At 71.1% G+C, this 16,467-nt stretch carries 12 protein-coding genes; 10 read left to right on the top strand and 2 right to left on the bottom strand.

Annotated elements, in window-relative coordinates:
- Positions 1-39: 39 nt before the first annotated feature.
- Positions 40-1,110 (top strand): inositol-3-phosphate synthase, encoded by a 1,071-nt coding sequence (locus Q8791_RS21480; RefSeq protein WP_330093564.1) that lies wholly within the window; start codon positions 40-42, stop codon positions 1,108-1,110.
- A 168-nt stretch (positions 1,111-1,278) separates the two neighbouring features.
- On the opposite strand, the gene Q8791_RS21475 is transcribed toward Q8791_RS21480, so the two are convergent.
- Positions 1,279-1,800, bottom strand: coding sequence for a GNAT family N-acetyltransferase (locus Q8791_RS21475; RefSeq protein ID WP_330093563.1), 522 nt, complete (start codon positions 1,798-1,800; stop codon positions 1,279-1,281).
- A gap of 299 nt (positions 1,801-2,099) precedes the next feature.
- Here Q8791_RS21475 and Q8791_RS21470 point away from each other — a divergent pair, with 299 nt between their 5' ends.
- Positions 2,100-2,825 (top strand): class I SAM-dependent methyltransferase, encoded by a 726-nt coding sequence (locus Q8791_RS21470; RefSeq protein WP_330093562.1) that lies wholly within the window; start codon positions 2,100-2,102, stop codon positions 2,823-2,825.
- A gap of 20 nt (positions 2,826-2,845) precedes the next feature.
- Here the strand turns inward: Q8791_RS21470 and Q8791_RS21465 are convergent, their stop codons facing one another.
- On the bottom strand, positions 2,846-4,345 hold the full coding sequence (locus Q8791_RS21465) for a CCA tRNA nucleotidyltransferase (protein WP_330093561.1): 1,500 nt from the start codon (positions 4,343-4,345) through the stop codon (positions 2,846-2,848).
- Between the two features lie 367 nt (positions 4,346-4,712).
- Here Q8791_RS21465 and Q8791_RS21460 point away from each other — a divergent pair, with 367 nt between their 5' ends.
- From Q8791_RS21460 to trxA, 8 genes are all read left to right on the top strand, one after another.
- A complete protein-coding gene (locus tag Q8791_RS21460) occupies positions 4,713-7,334 on the top strand; it encodes a DUF6049 family protein (RefSeq protein ID WP_330093651.1) in 2,622 nt (873 codons plus the stop codon).
- 189 nt (positions 7,335-7,523) lie between these two features.
- The gene (gene murJ / locus Q8791_RS21455) at positions 7,524-9,365 is read left to right on the top strand and encodes a murein biosynthesis integral membrane protein MurJ (RefSeq protein WP_330093560.1); all 1,842 of its coding nucleotides are present in this window, start codon (positions 7,524-7,526) and stop codon (positions 9,363-9,365) included.
- A 155-nt stretch (positions 9,366-9,520) separates the two neighbouring features.
- Entirely contained in the window at positions 9,521-11,305 is a 1,785-nt protein-coding gene (gene murJ / locus Q8791_RS21450; RefSeq protein WP_330093650.1) for a murein biosynthesis integral membrane protein MurJ, read from the top strand.
- A 280-nt stretch (positions 11,306-11,585) separates the two neighbouring features.
- Positions 11,586-13,169 (top strand): protein kinase family protein, encoded by a 1,584-nt coding sequence (locus Q8791_RS21445; RefSeq protein WP_330093559.1) that lies wholly within the window; start codon positions 11,586-11,588, stop codon positions 13,167-13,169.
- Between the two features lie 21 nt (positions 13,170-13,190).
- A complete protein-coding gene (gene sigM / locus Q8791_RS21440; protein ID WP_330093558.1) occupies positions 13,191-13,817 on the top strand; it encodes an RNA polymerase sigma factor SigM in 627 nt (208 codons plus the stop codon).
- Positions 13,814-14,674 carry an anti-sigma factor family protein gene (locus tag Q8791_RS21435; RefSeq protein WP_330093557.1) on the top strand — a complete coding sequence of 287 codons (861 nt, stop codon included), beginning with the start codon at positions 13,814-13,816 and terminating at the stop codon, positions 14,672-14,674. Before sigM ends, Q8791_RS21435 begins: the two co-directional genes overlap by 4 nt.
- A 322-nt stretch (positions 14,675-14,996) precedes the next feature.
- Positions 14,997-15,929 (top strand): thioredoxin-disulfide reductase, encoded by a 933-nt coding sequence (trxB, locus tag Q8791_RS21430; protein WP_330093556.1) that lies wholly within the window; start codon positions 14,997-14,999, stop codon positions 15,927-15,929.
- 80 nt (positions 15,930-16,009) lie between these two features.
- Positions 16,010-16,333: a thioredoxin gene (gene trxA / locus Q8791_RS21425; RefSeq protein WP_330093555.1), complete on the top strand. Its 324-nt coding sequence runs from the start codon at positions 16,010-16,012 to the stop codon at positions 16,331-16,333.
- Positions 16,334-16,467: the final 134 nt, after the last annotated feature.

Genomic DNA, 16,467 nt, shown 5'->3' with positions numbered 1-16,467 from the left:
GTGGAATCCATGTTCGCGGAGAAGAAGGAGCAAGGACCAATGGGTTCGGTACGTGTAGCCGTCGTGGGCGTCGGCAACTGTGCGGCATCGCTCGTGCAGGGCGTTCACTACTACAAGGACGCCAACCCCGAGTCCCGGGTACCCGGCCTCATGCATGTGCAGTTCGGCGCGTACCACGTGAGTGACATCGAGTTCGTCGCCGCCTTCGACGTGGACGCCAAGAAGGTCGGGCACGACCTGGCCGACGCCATCACGGCCAGCGAGAACAACACCATCAAGATCTGCGACGTGCCGCCCACCGGCGTCACCGTCATGCGCGGCCCCACCTACGACGGCCTCGGCAAGTACTACCGCGAGATCATCCAGGAGTCCCCCGAGGACGCCGTGGACGTGGTCGCCGCCCTCAAGGCGACCAAGGCCGACGTCCTCGTGTCCTACCTCCCGGTGGGTTCCGAGGCCGCGGGCAAGTTCTACGCCCAGTGCGCGATCGACGCGGGCGTCGCCTTCGTCAACGCCCTCCCGGTCTTCATCGCGTCCGACCCCGAGTGGGCCGACAAGTTCACCCGGGCCGGCGTGCCGATCATCGGCGACGACATCAAGTCGCAGATCGGCGCGACCATCACCCACCGCGTGCTGTCCAAGCTGTTCGAGGACCGGGGCGTGATCGTCGACCGCACCTACCAGCTGAACTTCGGCGGCAACATGGACTTCAAGAACATGTTGGAGCGTGATCGCCTGGAGTCCAAGAAGATCTCCAAGACCCAGTCCGTCACCTCGCAGATCCCCCACGAGCTCAAGGCCGGGTCCGTGCACATCGGCCCGTCGGACCACGTGCCGTGGCTCGACGACCGCAAGTGGGCCTACATCCGGCTGGAGGGGCGCGCGTTCGGCGACGTCCCCCTCAACCTGGAGTACAAGCTGGAGGTCTGGGACTCCCCCAACTCCGCGGGCATCATCATCGACGCGGTCCGCGCGGCGAAGATCGCCAAGGACCGCGGGATCGGCGGCCCGATCCTGGAGCCCTCCTCCTACTTCATGAAGTCCCCGCCCGTCCAGTACAGCGACGCCGAGGCGCACGACAAGGTCGAGCGCTTCATCGCGGGCGAGTAACAGCCCTGATCAGGGCGTGCCCGGGGCCGTCTCGGCCCCGGGCACGCCCTACTCCGGGGCGCGTGTACCTCCTCGGCGGTCTGCGCGCGGCCCTCGGCCCCGGTTCCGCCGGCAGGTCCTCCTCCTGCTGCTGTCGACATGTCGTCCCGGGGCTCCCCGGCAGCCCCGTCAGCCCTGCTCCGTGGTCTCCTCGTAGACCCTCAGTCCGCGGGCCAGGTAGTTGGCCAGCGCGTGCTCGCCGTCCAGGGAGCACGTGTGCAGCCACACGCGCCGGGTCGGCTCCCGGTCCGGCCAGCGTCCTGCCAGGTCCCAGGCGCGCTCCAGGGCGAGGGTGAGCATGTGCCCGCCCATGCCCCTGCCGAGGAAACCGGGCACGAGTCCGAGGTAGGCGATCTCCACCGCGCCGTCGGGCTGGGCGTCGAGCTCCGCGTGGCCCGCCGGGGTGTCCCCCTCGTACAGGACCCAGGTCTCGCGGCCCGGGTGGTCCACCCACTCCCGCCACTGCTCCGCCGACAGTCCGAGCCCGTCGCTCCCCTCCCAGTCCCCGCCGACCTCGCCGCCGTGCATGAACCGGCTCAGCAGCGGGCTGGGCATCTCGGCCCGGGAGAACCGCAGGTCCGCCCCCGGCTCCCGCGCCGGGCGCAGGTCGGCGGGGTCGTGGGACTCCAGGTACCAGGTGGTGATCGTCACCGCTCCAGTCTCCCGGCTCCCACCTGGCGCGACAAGGACGGGAGTCACTACGGCGCCCCCTCGGCTCCCTCGGTCGTCGACGTGGCGACGGAGCGACATGTCGACAGGTCGCCACCCCGGCAGACACCCCTCCCCACCTGGGCGGCACACCGTCCCGAACAGCGGCTCCGGCCCGGTCCGGCCGTGGCTCGCGGCTCCCGAACGGGGCCTCTCTCCCGCCTCCCCTTCTTTCCGTGACCTTTGAGTTACTTGTTGTAGTGTCCCGGGAAAGACTTGTCGACAAACAGGGGTGGTGCGTCATGGTCGGCGAACTCGGCCTCGGGAACCCCTCCAGCGCCTTCGGGGCGCGCGGGGTGACCAAGCGGATCGGGGCCGTGTCCCGGCAGCTGCCCGTCTACGGGGACCGGCTGCTGGACGTGGGGTGCGGAGACGGCACGTACACCGTGGAGCTCTCCCAGGGCTACGTGCGGGTGGACGCCATCGACGTCGAACCCGCCAGGCTCAACGCGTTCGCGGACAGGATCGCGGGCACCGGGTTCGAGGACCGGATCGGCATCCACAAGATGTCCGCCGAGGCACTGGCCTTCGACAACAACACCTTCGACCGGGTGACGGCGTTCGAGGTGGTGGAGCACCTCGCGGACCTGGAGCGCGGCCTCGCGGAGATCAACCGCGTGCTGAAGCCGGGCGGGGCGTTCTCCCTCACCACGCCCAACCGGTGGTTCCCGTTCGAGACCCACGGCGTGCTGTGGGGCGATCGGCGCCGGTCCGCCCTGACGGCGCCGTTCCTCCCCTGGGTCCGCCCGCTGCACGAGCGGATGTCGGACGCGCGCGCGTTCACCACCCAGGAGATGGGCCGCCTGCTGCGCACGGCGGGACTGAGCGTGCGCGCCATCGACTACGTGATGCCGCCGTTGGACCGCCGCCCCCGGGGGCTCCAGTCCCTGGCCGACGGCCTGGAGGGCACTCCGCTTCGGGTGTTCGGCATGGCGATGGCCGTCACCGCGGTGAAGCCGGGCCGCTGACGGCGGCCCGGCGTCCCGACCTACAGGTGTTCGGCCGCCCAGGTGCGCAGCTCCCCGGCCGCCTCCTCCTTGCTCATCGGCCCGTTCTCCAGGCGCAGCTCCAGGAGGAAGCGGTACGCCTTGCCGACGACCGGCCCCGGCGAGAGCCCGAGGATCTCCTGGATCTCGTTGCCGTCCAGGTCGGGCCGGATGCGGTCCAACTCCTCCTGCTCGGCCAGCTTCCCGATGCGCCGTTCGATGTCGTCGTAGGCCCTCGACAGCGTGGCCGCCTTGCGGCGGTTGCGGGTGGTGCAGTCGGCCCGGGTGAGGATGTGCAGCCGCTCCAGCTGTGATCCCGCGTCCCGTGCGTAGCGGCGCACGGCGGAGTCCGTCCACTCCCCCTTGCCGTACCCGTGGAAGCGCAGGTGCAGCCCGACCAGGGTGGAGACGTCGGAGACGACGTCCTTGGGGAACCGCAGGGCGGTGAGCCTCTTGCGGCTCATCGACGCCCCCACCACCTCGTGGTGGTGGAAGGTGACCCGGCCCCCGCCCTCGAACTCGCGCGTCTTGGGCTTGCCGACGTCGTGCAGCAGCGCGGCCAGGCGCAGCACCAGGTCCGGCTCGTGGCCGCGTTCCCGCTCCAGGTCGACGGCCTGGTCGAGAACGGTGAGCGAGTGCTCGTACACGTCCTTGTGCCGGTGGTGCTCGTCGATCTCCAGGCGGAGCTTGGGGATCTCCGGCAGCACGTACTCGGCGATGCCCAGTTCCACCATCAGCTCGATGCCGCGGCGCGGGTCGGGGCTGACCATGAGCTTGGTCAGCTCGTCCCGGACGCGCTCGGCGGAGACGATGGACAGGCGGTCGGCCATGTCACGGGCCGCCTCGGCGACCTCGGGCGCGAGCGTGAAGCCGAGCTGCGCGGCGAAGCGCACCGCGCGCATGATGCGCAGCGGATCGTCGCTGAAGGAGTCCTCGGGGCGCCCCGGCGTGCGCAGCACCCCGGCGCGCAGGTCCGCGAGCCCGCCGAAGGGGTCCACGAACTCCAGGCCGGGCAGCCGCACCGCCATCGCGTTGACGGTGAAGTCGCGCCGCAGCAGGTCGTCGTGGATGTTCGTGCCGTACGCCACGTCGGGTTTGCGGGACTTGGGCGAGTAGGACTCGCTGCGGTAGGTGGTGATCTCCAGCTGGTGGTTCTTCTTCCGCAGGCCCACCGTGCCGAACTCGATGCCGACCGTCCACACGGAGTCGGCCCAGCCGTCCACGAGCTCCAGGATGCGCGAGGGAACCGCGTCGGTGGTCAGGTCGACGTCGTTGGAGCGCCTGCCGAGGAGCGCGTCGCGGACCGGGCCGCCGACGAGGGCGAGCTCCTGGCCGTGCGACGCGAAGTGGGCGCCGAGCTCGTCCGACACCGGCTGGACGGTCTCCGCCAGCGCGGTGATCGCCGCGCGCTGGACACCGTCCAGCGATCCCGTGGTCGGGACCGCCTCGGCGTCCGGCCGCTGGTCGGCGTCGTTCTCACTCGAAAACTCTGTGTTCGGCACACCACGCAGATTAGGCGGCACCCCGCCCAAACTGCGAATCGATCGCCGTCGTCGCGGCTCCCGGGAACGCCGAGCCGTCCACAGGTCGGCGTCGGCTCTGGTGGAGCACACCCGTTTGATGAAAGAGTGGCCCCCCGCCGCGCACCACACGACGGTCCTCCCCCGACCCGCGGGACAGGGAAGACGGTATCTTCGGGTGGAGTGGTAGGACCGCGGTCATCTCGCGTCCACCCGACCCGCGTACGCCGTGTGCGCCGTGCGGGCACCCCGAGCGTCTCCGCCCCTTCACCGTGTTCCCCGGCGGGACGGCCACCTGGACCCGAATCAGGAAACCGGTCAAGCGTTGCGTCGAATTGCCTCCGCGACGGTGGTCATGGCCATGACCACCGCGCTGCTCCCGATACCGGCCGCGCACTCACCCGCGCTGGCGGACCCCGAGGACGACGGCTCCGTCGAGCCGCTCGTCGTCGAACGCATCACACCGGACGTGATCCGCGAGGACAGCACCCTGCGGATCGCGGGCGAGGTGACCAACACCACCGCGGACAGTGTGCGCGACGTGACGGTGCGGGTCCGCTACTCCCGGCACCCGTTCACCAACCGCGACGAGCTGGACGAGTTCGCCTCGGGGGACGGCTGGCAGCCCAGCGCCTCCGGCCCGGACGAGGAGGTCACCTCCGCCCTGCCGCCCGACGCCTCCGAGGAGTACTCGCTGAGCGTGCCGGTCGAGGACCTCGACCTCACGTCGTACGGCGTGTACCCGCTCGTGGTCGAGGCGGTCGACGCGGACGGCGGCGTCCTCGGCTCGCAGTACACCTTCCTCCCCTACACGGGCGGCGGGGACGACGACGTCCCCTCCGTCGACATCGCGTGGGTGTGGCCGCTGATGGACCGGCCGCAGCGCGCCGACGACGACACCTTCCTCGGTGACGACCTGCACGCCTCCGTCGGCGCGGAGGGCAGGCTGGGCCGTCTGCTGGCCGCCGGCGCACAGGTCCCCCTGGACTTCGAGGTCGGCGAGGAGGACCTGGTCGAGCTGCTCGGCCTCGACGGGGACCCCGCGGCCTCCCCTGCGGAGGAGGACGAGGCCACCGCGGAGGAGACCGCCGACTCGGTCCCCACCGAGGAGGCGACCGAGGGCTCGGGCAACGGCGACGAGGAGGACCCGGACGCCGGCGAGGCCCCGGAGGACGGCGAGGACGAGGACGCTCCCGAGGAGGAGCCGCGTCCCTCCCGTACCGAGGGCGTGCCGGTCACCTGGGCGGTGGACCCCGGCACCCTCGACGACATCCGCCGGATGGCGGGTGAGGAGCACGAGGTCCTGGAGGACGTCCTCGACGTGCCGGCGGACGCCGACCCCGTCCGGCGCGAGGTCGGAGCCGACGAGGCCGCCCAGGTGTGGCTGCGCGAGGCGCGTGCGGTGCTGGCCCGCGACACGGTCGTGGCGACCCCCTACGCCAACCCCGATCTGAGCGCCCTGCTCCGCAACGACATGGGCGACGACGCCGGGGCCTCGATCCGGATCGGGCAGGACGCGGTCCTGCGCGCACTGACGTTCGAGGCGGACGGCGCCTTCGCCCTGCCGCCCGAGGGGTTGATGGACGACTCCGTCTACGAGCTGTTCGCCTCCCACGGCTCCACCCGCTTCCTGTTGGACGAGGGCGCCATGCCGCCAGCGTCCTGGATGTCCACGACCCCCACCGCCCAGGCCCCGCTGTCGGCTCCGGACGAGGAGACCGCCGAGGATCCGTTCGCGCTGGTGGCCGACTCCGGCCTCTCCGACGTGCTGTCCATGCCGTCGTGGGAGCCGGGCGAGTCGGCCCTCGCGCTGCAGCGCTTCGCCGCCGAGACCGCGATGATCGCCGGTGAGAACGCGGGCGGCGACCGGGTGGTCGTCGCCTCGCCGGGCCCGGGCTGGAACCCCAGCCCGGAGTTCGCCGACGGCGTGCTGGCCGCCTCCGACGACCTCCCCTGGCTGTCCCCGGAGGACCTGGACGAGATCGAGCCGGCCGCCCCGGACGAGCGCGAGGACACCCGGCGCAACCTGGACTACCCGGACCGTGCGACCGAGCAGGAGCTCAGCTCCACCTACCTGGGCCAGGTCGAGGACGTCAACAAGGACGTGCGCCTGTTCAACAGCGTCCTGGTGGGCGACGTCGACCCGTTCCGCCCCGCGCTGCTGCGCCTGGAGTCCGTGTACTGGCGGGAGGAGGAGGCCCTCGCGGCTGCGACCCGGTCCCTCGTCCTGGATGCGGTCCAGGGCCGCATGGGCGACGTGCGGGTCATCCCGGGCGAGCCGGTCACCCTGGCCAGCCAGACCGGCACCACCGGCGTCCTGGTGGCCAACGACCTGGAGGACCAGGCCGTCATCGTGCGCCTGTCGGTCTTCTCCGAGAACTCCGAGCGGTTGAGCATCGGCTCGTACACGGACTTCTTCGAGATCGACCCCGGTGCGAAGACCACGGTCTACGTCCCGCTGTCGGCGCGGGTCAACGGCCGCACGGAACTGACCGTGAGCCTCCACAACTCCGCGGGCGAGCCGATCAGCACGCAGGACACCGTGATCCCGGTGAACGCCACCGGTCTGGGCACACAGGCGCTGCTGATCAGCGGTATCGGCCTGCTGATCCTGGTCGCCGCGCTGGCCCCCCGCGCCCTGCGCAAGTGGGCGCGCAAGCAGGCGGCCCGCTCGGGTGCCGCGGCGTCCGCGGGCGGCGACGGCGACGGCGACGGCGACGGCGACGGCGACGGCGACGAGCCGGACGGTACCGGCGCCGCGACCGGTGAGGCCGCCGACGCGTCGGAGGACGCACCCCAGGACTCCGCTCCCCGCGAGGACGCCGGGGGCGGGGACTCCTCGACGCCCGGTGACTCCGCCGGCTCCGCGTCCCGCCCGGACGACGGGGACGCCTCGGGCCCCGAGGATCCCCCCGCCGCGAGTCCCGAGCGGGACGACGCGGAGCGGGGCCCGGACGGCTCCGGGAAGTGACCCCGGAGCCCGGACGGACCGATGGGTGACATGGCTCCTTACCGACAGGACGCCATGTCGACACACCCGCACGTCTCCATGTCGGCACACGCGGCGGCGAGCCGCGTGTCCGGCCCGACCGGACAGGCGCCGGACCGCGGCGCCGCGGCCGGACCCTCCCCAGTCGGACGAAAGGAACCCTGATCCACGGTGGTCACCGACTCTCCGAACGGCAACGGGAAACACCGCCGTTCCCCCCAGCCCGAAGGCCCCCTCCCGGGTGAGAGCACGATCCGCCCCAGCGGCGGACCCATGCCCTCCTTCGAGGAGGGCGAACTGCCCGAGCCCGCCGTCGTCCCCGCGCCGAAGGCCGGGGACGGCCCCGGTTCGGACGCGGCGGACGCCGACGCGGGGGCGGGTTCCGGGTCGGACTCCGGCGGCATGATGCGCTCCAGCATGATCATGGCCGTGGGCACCATGGCCTCCCGGCTCACCGGGTTCGCCCGCACCATCGTGCTCGGCGCCGCCATCGGCACCCACCTCCTCGGTGACGCCTACCACACGGCCCACACGATCCCCTTCATCCTCAACGACCTGCTCATCGGCGGGCTGATGGCCAGCGTCATCATCCCGTTCCTGGTCAAGCGGCGTAAGAACGACGCGGACGGGGGCAAGGCCACCGAGGACCGCCTGTTCACCACCACGGTCCTGGCGCTGTTCCTCCTGACCGCGGCGGCGATCCTGGCGGCCGAGTTCCTCATCTGGATGTACGGGTCCCGGTTCACACCGGTCCAGTTCGAGGCGTCCGTCTACCTGGCGAGGTTCCTGCTCGCGCAGATCTTCTTCGTGGGCCTGAGCGGCCTGTTGAGCGCCATGCTCAACACCCGGGGCAAGTTCGGCGCCGCCGTGTGGGCGCCGGTCCTCAACAACGTCGTCATCATGTCCGTGGCGGCCGTGTTCCTGTGGGTCGCGGGCCCCGGGCGCACCCCCGAGACCGTCACCGACGGCCAGCTCACCCTGCTCGGCGCGGGCACCGCGGGCGGCATGCTGCTCCAGGCGGTCGTGCTGTTCGTCGCCCTCTCCCGGACCGGCTACCGCTGGCGCCCCCGCCTGGACCTGCGCGGCTCCGGGCTGGGCGACGCGGTCCGCACCGCCGGGTGGATGATGCTCTACACCCTGCTCACGCAGGCCGGGCTGTGGATCACCACCAACATCGCCAACGCCGCGAACGTGGCGAGCATCGAGGAGGGCCTCGACGTCGGTGCGGGCATCAGCGCGTACAACCTGGCGTACCAGCTCTTCCAGCTCCCGTACGCGATCATCGCGGTCTCGCTCATCACCGTGCTGCTGCCCCGGATGAGCGCCCACGCCGACGACCGGAACTGGGACGCCGTCCGCTCGGACTTCTCCCGGACGCTGCGCGTGTCCGCGTTCGTGCTGGTGCCGACCGCCTTCGCGGTGGCGATGTTCGCGGAGCCGCTGTCCGTCCTTGCCTTCGCCCGCGGTTCCATCTCGGTCGACGACGCGTCCAGCATCGGGCAGATCCTCGCGGTCATGTCGCTGGGCCTGGTGCCGTTCACGGTCTTCCAGCTCATGCTGCGCGTGTTCTTCGCCATGGGCGACACACGCACGCCCGCGATGATCGGCGCCGCCAACCTGGCCGTGCACAGCGGGCTGGCCCTGGTCTCCTACCTGGTGCTCCCGCCGAACCTGGTGGTCGTGGGAGTGGCCTCGGGCTTCATGATCTCGTTCCTGTCCGGTCTGACCATCGCCGGACTGGTCCTGAGTCGGCGTATCGGCGGACTTGACGGAAAGCACGTCATTGGCACAATGTTGCGCTTGCACCTGGCCGTCGTCCCGAGCATCGCGGCCGGCCTCGGTGTGCTCTGGTTCTTCGACGCCTACGTCGGTCCCGGCCTGGCCACCTACATCGGGGCCCCGGTCACCGGGTGCGTCCTCGGTGCGCTCCTCTTCCTCGGCTTCGCGCGACTGCTGCGCGTACCGGAGCTGAGCGCGGCGGTGGAACTCATCCGCGGGCGCCTGCGTCGTTGATGCCGTAGCGCCACGGCTCTGATCCCGCCGAAGGTCCCCCGAAGCACCCCGACCGAGATAAGGACGTCCCGACGGTGCCCAGCGATCAAGCCCGAGAGCAGGACCCCGCGCCGAGCGGGGCGCCCGCGGAACCGGGCACGCACCACCGGCGCCACATGGTGATGCCGGAGGACGTGCTCGACACGTACGAGCGCGACGAGCCGGACGGTGTGCCCGAGACCGGGCTCCGCACCGACCGCGATCCGAGCGACATCGGCGACGTGGGAACCGCCGACCGCCTGGAGGACGGCGACGAGATCGGCGGCAGTGCCCACACCGCCCCCGGCAACATCGCCAAGTCCAGCGCGGTCATGGCGCTGGGCACCATCGTCTCCCGTGTCACGGGGTTCGTCCGGACCATCATCCTGGCCGCGGCGATCGGCACCCAACTGCTGGGCGACGCCTACCAGACCGCCGGCATGGTCCCGTACATGATCTACGACCTGCTCATCGGCGGGTTGCTGGCCAGCGTGTTCGTGCCCTTCCTGGTGAAGCGGCGCAAGCTGGACCCGGACGGCGGGAACAGGACCGAGCAGCGCCTGGTCACCCTCATGCTGCTGGCCCTGTTCGTGATCACGCTCCTGTCGGTCCTGGTCGCGGAGTGGTTCATCCGGATCTACGCCGGCGAGTTCACGGGCGCGCAGTACGAGGTGTCGGTCGTCATGGCCCGGTACCTGGTGACGCAGATCTTCTTCATCGGGGCGAGCGGCCTGGCCAGCGCGATGCTCAACGCGCGCAACCGGTTCGGCGCCCCGATGTGGGCGCCGGTGCTCAACAACATCGTCATCATCGGCATCCTCCTGTGGTTCATCTCGATCGCGGGCCCGGGGCGCACCCCGGAGACGATCACCTCCGGCGAACTGATGCTGCTCGGCCTGGGCACGGCCGTCGGCCAGGTGCTCCAGGCCGCTGTCCTGGTGTGGGCGCTGGCCGCGGCGGGCTTCCGCTGGCGGCCGCGCCTGGACCTGCGCGGCTCGGGCCTGGGCGAGGCGGCCGGCGCCGCCTCGTGGATGATGCTCTACATCGTGGTCGCGCAACTGGGCGCGCTCGTCTCCACCAACGTGGCGACGCGTGCGGGAACGCGCGCGGCGGAGCTCGGCTTCGACTCCGGGGCGGGCATCACCGCGTACAAGTTCGCGTCGATGCTGTTCCAGCTGCCGTACGCGATCATCGCGGTGTCCGTGATCACCGCGCTGCTGCCGCGGATGAGCGAGCACGTGGCGGCGGGGCGCAAGGACCAGGTGCGCAGCGACTTCTCCCGCGGGTTCCGGCTCTCGTCGGTGCTCATCGTGCCGATCTCGGTCGCGATGATCGTCTTCGCCATCCCGTTCTGCGTGATGATCTACGCGCAGGGGAGCACGACGGCGTCCGACGCGGCGGCGATCGGCCGCATCCTGATGGTCTTCTGCGTGATGTTGATCCCGTTCACGCTGTTCCAGCTCCAGATGCGCGTGTTCTACGCGCTGGGTGACACCCGGACCCCCGCCCTGGTGTCGATCCCCTCCGAGATCGCGCACGCGGTGACGGCGATCGCGCTGCTGTTCGTCGTCGAACCGCAACACGTCGTGGTGTGGCTGCCCGTGCCGTACGGTCTCTACTACATCGTCGGCTCGGTCATCATGTGGTATCTGCTCCACCGCAGGCTCAACGGCATGGACGGGCGGCGCACCGCGGCGACGCTGTTCAAGCTCCACGCGGCCACCGTTCCCGCCGCGGTCTTCGGCCTGGCGATGATCTACGCCTTCCAGGGACTGCCGGGTGATCTGTGGCCGGGTCTCGCAGCGATGCTGGCCGGGGGCATCGTCGGTGCCGTACTGTTCGTTGTTACCGCGAAGTTCCTGAATGTGACCGAAGTCACATCCTTCCTCGATTTGCTCAGAACACGGTTGCGACGCCGCTGATCACCAGGAATGGATGACGTTGGGTAGCCGAGCACCGATACGCCCCGGAAGGTGAATGAGTATCCCCTGTCCTCCGAAGATGCTGTTCAGGCGTCCTAGCATGGACACGCATCGCTTTACCGCTACAGCAATGTTCATCCGAGCTGCCCGAAGGGAGGCTGGGGACAGCAGGCAGGGCCGATAACCCCCTCGCGCACACCCCGCACCGCTCCGGTCCCCAGGGACCCGTGTGCGGCAGGAGCGCGCGGAGCTCACGGCACTGGCGTCCGTCACTCCCAACATGAGCACCTTCCTGATCGAACCCGGGGCGAAGCTGGCCAACCGGTACCGCCTCGACCAAGTGGTGAGTGAGACCGGCGGGGCCACCCGTTGGAAGGCCACCGACGAGACCCTCGCACGGCCCGTCGCGGTGTGGACCTTCACCGAGGGCTTCCCGCGCACGTCCGAGGTCGTACGCGCGGCCAGGGCCACGAGCCGTATCCCCGACGCCCGCGTCACCCAGGTCTTCGACGCCGACGACACCACCCCCGTCCCCTACGTCGTCGAGGAGTGGGTCATCGGCTCCTCCCTCGCCGACCTCCTCTCCCAGGGCCCCATGGAGCCCGAGCGCGCCGCGGGCCTGGTCGCCGAGGCCGCCGAGGCCATCGCCGCCGCGCACGCCGGCGGCCTCCACCACCTGTGCCTCACCCCGAGCAAGCTCATGTGGAGCAGCGGCGGGGCCGTCAAGGTCACCGGCATCGGCGTCGACGCCGCTCTGCTCGGCGCCAACGTGGCCGACCCCGGGGCGGTCGACGCCCAGGGGCTGGGCAACCTCCTGTACGCGGCGCTCACCGGGCACTGGCCCGGCGGCCCGCAGAGCGGTCTCCCCGGCGCCCCCCAAGGGACGGCGGGCCCCTACCCGCCCGGACAGATCAGACAGGGCGTCACCGAGCCCCTCAACACCATCACCACGCGCGCGGCCCTGCCCCACCTCGCGGGCCAGATGGTGCCCGGACCGCCGATCACCACCCCGGCGGACTTCTGCGCCGCCATGGCCGAGGTGCCGCGGCTCATCCCGCTCCCCGTCTCCCCCGTGGAGTCCTCGCCGCCCCCCGAACCCGGAACCTCCCGGCGTACGGGCGAGCTCGACACCACCGGTTCCGGCCCCCGCCGCAGCGCACGCAACGGCAACGGGACACGCGGAGCCACCACGTCACACAGCGCCTCCGCCCCCCGGGCGGAGCGCTCCGCCCCCTCCCGCATGGACCAGCGTGCGGCCCGTTCCCGGACGTCGCCCCGGAGGATCCTCATCGGCGTCGTCGCGGTCGTGCTGTTCGCCGCCGTGGTCGTGGGCGCCTGGGGGCTGGGGTCGATGATGCAGCCCGGCGAGGACCCCGCGACACCCAGCGCGGACTCCACCGACGACGCGGCGAACGAGGCCGCGGAGGCGACCGCGCTGGAGATCGTCGATTCGCGCGGCCTCAACCCGCACGGCGACACCGACGAGCACAGCGCACGCTCGCCCCTGGCCTGGGACGGCCAGACCGGCACCGCCTGGAACACCCAGGGCTACCAGGACCCGCTGGACATCATCAAGCCCGGCGTCGGCCTCCAGCTCCAGCTCGGCGCGAGCCATGAGATCCACGCGGTCGACCTCGACCTCGGCGGTGAGGGATACGAGTTCGAGATCAGGGTCGGCGACGCGGACGGGAACTCGGAGGACGACTACGAGGTGGTCGCCAGCGGCAGTGGCGGCTCCCAGGAGGTCGTCCTCGACGAACCCGCCAACGGTCAGTACGTCCTGGTCTGGTTCACGACCCTGCCCCAGAACGGGGGGGACTACCGTGGGAGCGTCAACGAGGTCGAGGTACGCGGAACCGAGTAGTGGGGTATGTGATCAGCGCTGATGGACGCGGTCCAGGAGCTTCCTGACCGGGAGCTGTTGACGAGGCACGCTCAGGGTGACGAACAGGCGTTCGGGGTACTGGTTCGCCGCCACCGTGAGCGCCTCTGGGCTGTCGCCGTCCGGATGATGGGCGACCCCGAGGAGGCCTCGGACGCCCTCCAGGACGCGTTCCTGTCGGCGTTCCGCGCCGCCGACCGGTTCCGCGGTGAGTCCCAGGTGACCACGTGGCTGCACCGGATCGTAGTGAACGCCTGCCACGACCGGCTGCGGCGGCGCAAGGTGCGCCCCGCCACCCCCACCGAGGACGCCACCCTGGACGTGGTCGCCAACGAGCGGCTGGGCCGGACCGGCGGCTCCCCGGACCACGCCTCGCAGACCGAGGCCCGGCTCGACGTGCACGCCGCCCTGGAACTCCTTCCGCTGGACCAGCGGATGGCCCTGACCCTCGTGGACATGCTCGGCTATCGCGTGGAGGAGGCGGCGGAGATCCTCGACGTGGCCTCCGGAACGGTCAAGAGCCGGTGTGCCCGAGGTCGCGCCAAACTTCTTCCGTCCCTGGCCCATCTGAGGAACCCCCGGCACCCCCGAGACGTCACATCTGGGAGAGGAGGTGCCAACCCATCGTGACGTCCCATCCAGACGTGGAGGCACTCGCCTTCTTCGCCGAGGAGCTCCTGGAGCCCGGCGAGGAACGCACCGTCGCATCCCACATCGAGACCTGCGCGACCTGCGCGACGACCCTGGAAGAGCTCACGGGGGTCACCGAGGCGCTGGCCGCCGCACCCGTTCCCGAGATGCCCCGGGACGTGGCCGACCTCCTCGACCGGCGTATCGCCGAGGCGGCGCGCGAGCGGACCGGGGGCGGCGGAGGGGCGGACGCCGTTCCCGCACCCCTCGGCACCCCCGCCACGGTCACACAGCTCCCGCGTCGGCGGCGGGGCTTCGGCGGTGTCAACCTGCCCCGGCTGATGATGGTGGCCGCCGCGGCGGCGGTCGTCGCGGGCGGCGGCGCGGCCCTGTTCAACGGGCTGACCGCGCAGGAGAGCGCCAGTTCCGGCGGCGTCGCGGCGCCCCTCCAGCAGGACGAGGAGGAGGCCGCGCCCGACATCGCGCAGGCCTACACGCCCCAGGTGGTGCGGAGCGGCACCGTCTACAACGGCACGGACCTCGAGGAGCAGGCGTCCCTGACCCTGGGCCTCTCCCCCCTGGGAGGGGCGCGGGAGGACGGCGGCGCCGAACCCCTGGTGGCGGAGGAGACCGCGCCGCCCGGGGTGGACGAGTGCGCCGCACTCCTCGGCGAGCAACTCGACACCCGGTTCACCCTGGTCGACGAGGCCCACTACGGCGACGGAACGACCCCGGCGTGGGCCATGTTCGCCCTCGACGGCGACGAGTACGACGTGTACGTGGTCGACCCGGTCTGCGCGCAGGGCGGTGACTCCTCCGGGAGCGTGCTCGCCCAGGAGAGCGTGCCGAAACCCTGAGTTCCCGTGTGACGGGCGGGCGGTCCCCCGGGGCCGCCCGCCCACCCTCTCGCGCTGGTCGCCGCACCCGCCACGAACGCCCTGTGGGGCTCCTGGCGGGTGCGCTCACCCCGAAGGTCCGAGCGGCGCCGGAAGGCCGCCAGGAGGGCCCCTGAGCGGCGTCCGCGGGGGCTCCCCGCCTCCGTGCCGCATACCCCGCCCCCGTAAGCTGGGCGGATGTCCGGAGGGGAATGCCCTGCACCTACCATCGGTTGTGCTAACCATCTTCCCCTGACGTCACGACGCGTGGCCAGGGCAGCGACTGTGTGAAGGGCCTACGAGCGTGAGTGACGTCCGCAATGTCATCATCATCGGTTCCGGACCGGCGGGGTACACCGCTGCCGTGTACGCCGCCCGAGCCGAGCTGCGCCCGCTGGTGTTCGAGGGTTCGATCACCGCCGGCGGCGCCCTCATGAACACGACCGAGGTCGAGAACTTCCCCGGCTTCCCCGACGGCATCATGGGGCCGGACCTCATGGACAACCTGCGCAAGCAGGCCGAGCGCTTCGGAGCCGAGCTGGTCCCCGAGGACGTGACCTCCGTCAACCTGGACAAGCCGGTCAAGGAGGTCGTCGCGGGCGGCGAGACCTTCCTCGCGCACACGGTCATCCTCGCCACCGGGTCCGGGTACCGCGAGCTGGGCGTGCCCGGTGAGAAGGAGCTCTCCGGCCGGGGCACCTCCTGGTGCGCCACCTGCGACGGCTTCTTCTTCCGCGACCAGGACATCGCGGTGGTCGGCGGCGGCGACACCGCCATGGAGGAGGCCCTCTTCCTCACCCGCTTCGCCTCGTCGGTGACCGTGGTCCACCGCCGCGAGGAGCTGCGCGCGAGCCGCATCATGGTCGAGCGCGCCGAGGCCAACGAGAAGATCCGGTTCCTGTGGAACTCGGAGGTCACCGAGGTGCTCGGCACGGAGCGCGTCACCGGTCTCCGTGTCCTGAACAACAAGTCCGGCGAGACGAGCACCCTCGACGTGACCGGACTGTTCGTCGCCATCGGCCACGACCCGCGCGTCGAGCTGTTCGACAAGCAGATCGAGCTGGACGAGGAGGGGTACGTCAAGGTGGAGTTCCCGTCCACCCGGACCACCCTGGAGGGCGTGTTCGCCTGCGGCGACGTCGTCGACCACCAGTACCGCCAGGCGATCACGGCCGCCGGCACGGGCTGCTCCGCCGCACTGGACGCCGAGCGCTTCCTCGCCGCGCAGGGCAACTGACGCCTCCCTCCCCCGGGCCCGTCCGAGAGGGCCCGGCTTCCGCCCCCCGCCATCCGCCACCAGGTGAACCAAGGAGAACCATGTCCACTGTCAAGCACGTCACGGACGCCACCTTCAAGGAGGAGGTCCTCGCCAGCGACAAGCCCGTCCTGGTCGACTTCTGGGCCGACTGGTGCGGCCCGTGCAAGCAGATGGCCCCGGTCCTGGACAAGCTGGCGGACGAGTACGGCGACAAGATCGAGGTCGTCAAGCTCAACACCGACCAGAACCCCGAGACGCCGCGCGCGTACAACGTCATGTCGCTGCCGACGATGAACCTCTACAAGGACGGCGAGGTCGTCAAGCAGATCATCGGCGCCAAGCCGAAGCGGCTCCTGGAGAAGGAACTGTCCGACTTCCTGTAACCGGACGAGCGGCACCGCGGCCGACGAGAGGCCCCCAGGTTCACCCTGGGGGCCTCTCCGCGTTCCGGCGTCCGACGGGGCCGACCCCTCCCCGTGCCGCACGGGCGCTCCGGACCCGCCACCGCGGGCGAGCG

Source organism: Nocardiopsis codii (assembly GCF_036327455.1).
GTDB classification, from domain to species: domain Bacteria; phylum Actinomycetota; class Actinomycetes; order Streptosporangiales; family Streptosporangiaceae; genus Nocardiopsis; species Nocardiopsis codii.
This window is presented reverse-complemented; position numbering and strand designations above follow the sequence as displayed.